This is a genomic window from Gemmatimonadota bacterium (assembly GCA_039715185.1).
In the GTDB taxonomy this organism is placed as follows: Bacteria; Gemmatimonadota; Gemmatimonadetes; order Longimicrobiales; family RSA9; genus DATHRK01.
This window is the reverse complement of sequence record JBDLIA010000173.1, coordinates 1-2,983: the sequence shown is the minus strand read 5'-3', so window position 1 is coordinate 2,983 and position 2,983 is coordinate 1. Positions and strand designations below refer to the sequence as shown.

Genomic DNA, 2,983 nt, shown 5'->3' with positions numbered 1-2,983 from the left:
TTGGAACTCCTTGCCGTAGCGACGGCTACGGCGCGTCGTTCCGCCTTGCCCCGCGGGCGCATCACGCGCCTCGGTGCACACGGGACTTCCGCGCCGGCATACTAGCGCCGCGACACCGGCGGACCCCGAATGGCGTGCCGCGCCGCCTACGCGGCCGTGTGGGGCACTCCGAGCTCGCCGTCCAGCTCGCGTAGAAGACGCGCGATGCGGCGCGCGTTCATGCCGAGATCGGTCCTGGCCTTCCTGGATACGGCGCGTGCGTCGACGCGCGTCTGCGCGTTCCTGTCCAGCGCTATCCGCACCGTCAGCTCGCCGGGCATGGCAATGATCGCCGAGCGCACCTCCACCTGGATCGTGCCGCTGGCGTCATCGGCGGAGGCGAATTTCCAGCGGCCCTCGCGCTGCACGATGCGGAGCACGGCGCGCCACACGCGCTCGAACGGAACGGCGTAGGTGCGCCCGCGCAGCCGCGGATCCTCGTGCCCCTTGCTCGTGGCCGCGGAATTGCTCGACAGCGCCCGCGTCAACCCACCCGCCTGCGCCGTCACCGGGCGCGCAACTCCCAGGTGATGCGCACCGTCGCGCCTATCGACAGCGTGCCCGGCTCGATGGGCGTTTGAACGGCCTCGAGCGCCAGGGTCCGCGCCTGTGGCATGGGGATCGGCCCTCCCGGGGCGGACGTATCGACCTTCATCACATCCCCCAGGTCCATCCCGAGCGCCGCGGCCAGCACCGAGGCTTCGGCGCGCGCCTTCTCGACCGCGTCTGCCAGCGCGCGCAGCCGCAGGGGACCTGCGTCCGCTATGCCGAAGCTGGGCCCGCCGATGCGGTTGGCGCCGGCGGCCGCGGCGGCGTCGATCACCTCCCCCGCGCGGGTCAGCTCATCGACGACGACGCGCAGTGTGTTGTGCGCCCGGTAGCCGACGATGCGCGGCTCCTGCCGCGGCGCCCCGGCTTCGGGCCGCGCGTACTCCGGGTTGAGGCCGAACGACACCGTGCCGACCTTTTCGCGCGCGAGTCCGAGGTCAGTCAGCGCGGTGATCAAGGCGTCCGCCCGCTCGGCGTTGGACGCGAGCGCCTCCCGCGCGGTTTCTCCGACCGTTTCGACGGCCAGCGTCAGGACGGCCTGGTCGGGCTCCGCCTCGACCCTGCCGGAGGCGGAAACGGTGACCGTGCGGGGTGGCGGGACGGCGGTGGCCCCGGGCGCCTCTTGAGCGTTTGCCTCCAAAGGAAACCCTCCCAACGTCACGACCAGCGCGGCCACCAGGCCGCTCGCGTGGATACGGTTCGGCATCGTCTGTCGTGGTCCGGGTTGCGTGCGTACCCCGGAAACCTTTCCTTCGCGGCGCGCGCGCGCCAGACCGGCGCATGAGGCGGCGTCGGCGCGGGCCTTGCGAAAGGCCCGATGGCCGCGGCCATGGGCCCGGCCCGGCGGTGCTTCCACGGGATCGACTCGGGAGGGGGAATCGTTGAAGGTCGTCATTCCTTTGGCGGGGAAAGGCACCCGCCTGCGCCCGCATACGCACGTCACTCCCAAGCCGCTGCTGCGCGTCGGCGGGCGGCCCGTGATGAGCTACATCCTGGACGATCTGCGTACCCTGGGAGTGTCCGAGATCGTGTTCATTACGGGCTATCTGAAGGACAAGATCGAGGACTACGTGCGCACGGAGTACTCTGAGTTCAGCGCCCATTTCGTGCAGCAGGCGGTGCAGGATGGTACCGCCGGCGCGGTCAAGCTGGCCCAGCCCTACATCGATGAAGATCTGCTGATCATCTTCGTCGATACCCTGTTCGATGCCGATCTGGGGGCGATACACGCGCTCCCCGAGGGCGACGCAGGCATCCTGTGGGCCAAAGAAGTCGAGGACTACCAGCGCTTCGGGGTCATCGTCACCGACGGACGCGGGTACATGACGCGGATCGTGGAAAAGCCCAAGGATCCCATCTCCAAGCTGGCCAACATCGGGCTCTACTACATCCGCGACCACCGGCTCCTGTACGAGGGCATCGACGCCACCATCGACCGCGCCACGAGCCAGGGCGGCGAGTACTACCTGACCGACGCCTTCCAGTACATGATCGACCACGGCGCCCGCCTGCGGGTGGAGGAGGTCGAGGGCTGGTACGACTGCGGCAAGCCGGAGACCCTGCTGGCCACCAACCGGCATCTGCTCGAGACTGGCCGGTCGCTGGAGCCGCGGGGCGGCGTCAACGTGCTCGTTCACGAGCCCGTGCGCGTCGAGGACGACGTGGAGCTGCGCAACGTGGAGGTGGGCCCCAACGTCTCCATCGGCGCCGGCAGCGTGGTGCGGGATGCCGCATTGCGCGACACCATCATCGGCGAGAACAGCCTGGTAGAGAGGTCAACCCTGCGGGATTCGATTATCGGCGATTACGCACGCGTCGCCGGCGTGAAGGGCAGCGTCCGTCTGGGGGATCATTCCGACATCGCGGGCGACGACGGCCCCTGACGCGGCGGGGGGATTTGTGTCGCATCGCCGCCACAGAGTTTCCACAACGCGCGGCGCCATCGCAATGGTGAAATCCGCCCGTGGCGGGCGAGATGGCATCTTCCCGCGATCCGCCGCGCTGGCACGGATCGTGTTGACTCACTCTCCCCATGGACGACCACGAACGGAAGGCGGGAGCGGAGGGCACGCTGCCGGTACGGGTGGCTTGCGGCTGCGGCACGCGTCGCCTGCCGCTACGCGTGATCCCGGGGCCCGCGTCCGATCTGCGCCAGGCGGCGGGGGGCACGATCAGCCCCGACACTCCCGTCATGACCTACCGCTGCCGCGTCTGCAAAGAGGTCGTCGTGCTGCGAGCGGGCGATCTCCACTTCGTGGACGTGCACTCCGACGACATTGCGGGGAGCACACGTACGTCCTAACGTAGAAACGATTTCCCCACCCAAAGTGCCCTGGAGCACACAGGGTTTCCGTGAGCGGTTTCGAGCGGACGCGAGTCCGCGAGGCCGCTGTAC

The 2,983-nt window shown here is 69.2% G+C and carries 4 protein-coding genes; 2 read left to right on the top strand and 2 right to left on the bottom strand.

Annotated elements, in window-relative coordinates; all coding sequences use genetic code 11:
* Positions 1 to 146: 146 nt before the first annotated feature.
* Together ABFS34_16340 and ABFS34_16335 are read right to left on the bottom strand one after the other, a co-directional pair.
* Positions 147 to 548, bottom strand: a complete 402-nt coding sequence (locus tag ABFS34_16340; GenBank protein MEN8376994.1) for a DUF1499 domain-containing protein — start codon at positions 546 to 548, stop codon at positions 147 to 149.
* Positions 545 to 1,294 carry an SIMPL domain-containing protein gene (locus ABFS34_16335; protein ID MEN8376993.1) on the bottom strand — a complete coding sequence of 250 codons (750 nt, stop codon included), beginning with the start codon at positions 1,292 to 1,294 and terminating at the stop codon, positions 545 to 547. Before ABFS34_16335 ends, ABFS34_16340 begins: the two co-directional genes overlap by 4 nt.
* Before the next feature lie 175 nt (positions 1,295 to 1,469).
* On the opposite strand from ABFS34_16335, the gene ABFS34_16330 reads away from it, so the two are divergent.
* Both ABFS34_16330 and ABFS34_16325 read left to right on the top strand, forming a co-directional pair.
* Positions 1,470 to 2,471 carry a sugar phosphate nucleotidyltransferase gene (locus ABFS34_16330; GenBank protein ID MEN8376992.1) on the top strand — a complete coding sequence of 334 codons (1,002 nt, stop codon included), beginning with the start codon at positions 1,470 to 1,472 and terminating at the stop codon, positions 2,469 to 2,471.
* A 149-nt stretch (positions 2,472 to 2,620) separates the two neighbouring features.
* A complete protein-coding gene (locus ABFS34_16325) occupies positions 2,621 to 2,890 on the top strand; it encodes a hypothetical protein (GenBank protein ID MEN8376991.1) in 270 nt (89 codons plus the stop codon).
* Positions 2,891 to 2,983: the final 93 nt, after the last annotated feature.